The organism is Pseudomonas piscis (assembly GCF_009380155.1).
In the GTDB taxonomy this organism is placed as follows: Bacteria; Pseudomonadota; Gammaproteobacteria; order Pseudomonadales; family Pseudomonadaceae; genus Aquipseudomonas; species Aquipseudomonas piscis.
The window spans coordinates 1-1,337 of record NZ_WHUV01000018.1 but is presented as its reverse complement, the minus strand read 5'-3'; the positions used below and the strand labels follow the sequence as shown (position 1 = coordinate 1,337).

General features: G+C 59.0%; 1 protein-coding gene. It reads left to right on the top strand.

Translation table 11 applies throughout. The features are described from left to right. The first annotated feature begins 127 nt into the window (after positions 1-127). Entirely contained in the window at positions 128-1,324 is a 1,197-nt protein-coding gene (locus GDH07_RS32185) for an IS256 family transposase (protein ID WP_152899896.1), read from the top strand. The last annotated feature ends 13 nt before the right edge of the window (positions 1,325-1,337 follow it).

Sequence of the window (1,337 nt, the reverse complement as noted above, 5' to 3'; positions counted from 1 at the left end):
GATCGTGTCCCTAGAAGTGGTGTAACTGAACCAACCGAAGGCGCTCTGCTGGCGAGAGAGGTTGGTCATCGTGGTTCTTGGCTAACGTTGAGTTTGCGAAGACCTAACACTCACCAGAGAAACCACGATGACCAAGCCCACTATCGCATTGACCGAGTTGGTTGAGAAAGGGGCAGACGCTGATCTGCTCAAGCAAATGATCCAGTTTGTTGCCCAGCGCATGATGGAGTTCGATGTCGAGGGCCTGTGCGGCGCCGCTTTCGACGTCAAAAGCCCAGACCGAACAAACAGCCGCAACGGCTACCGCGATCGCCTCTGGCAAACTCGCGCTGGCGACGTTGACCTGAAGATCCCCAAGCTGCGCCAGGGCAGCTATTTTCCCGGCTTTCTCGAACCACGACGCACCGCCGAAAAGGCCTTGGCCGCCGTGATTCAGGAAGCCTATGTCCAGGGTGTTTCCACGCGCTCGGTCGACGAACTGGTCAAGGCCATGGGCATGACCGGTATCTCGAAAAGCCAAGTATCAAGGCTCGCTGGCGAGATCGATGAGCGCGTTAACGCCTTCCTCGATCGCCCACTTGAGGGCGACTGGCCTTACCTCTGGATCGACGCCACCTACGTCAAAGTGCGGGAGGCCGGCCGTATTGTGTCGGTCGCCGTCATAATCGCCGTGGCCGTGAACACCCATGGTGGTCGGGAAATTCTGGGTATGCGAGTAGGGCCTTCCGAGGCCGAGCCCTTCTGGACGGACTTCCTGCGCAGCCTGATGCGACGAGGGCTACGGGGTGTGAAACTGGTCATCTCTGACGCTCACGAAGGCCTCAAGGCTGCCGTTGCCAAAGTCTTCCGCGCGACCTGGCAGCGCTGCCGAGTGCATTTCATGCGCAATGCCATGGCCCACGTCGGCAAGGGCCAACGCACCATGGTGGCGGCACTACTGCGTACGGTCTTCGCTCAGGACAGCCGTACCGAATGCCATCAGCAGTGGCGCCTGGTGGCCGACCAGTTACGTGAGAAATATCCAAAGATCGCTGTGCTGATGGACGGTTGCGAAGATGAAGTGCTGGCGCACATGGCCTTCCCCAAGGCGCACCGACAGCAACTTCACAGCACCAATCCGTTGGAGCGCTTGAACGCTGAAATCAAGCGTCGCACCGAAGTTGTAGGCATCTTCCCGAACGATCCGGCCATCACTCGCCTGGTCGGGGCGATGCTGCTGGAACAGAACGACGAGTGGTGCCTGCAACGACGTTACATGCAACTGGAGGCCTTCGAGGCGGTCAGCGATAATCCACAGGCCAAGCTGTCGGCCGTGATCAACTAAACGGCAAACTCAG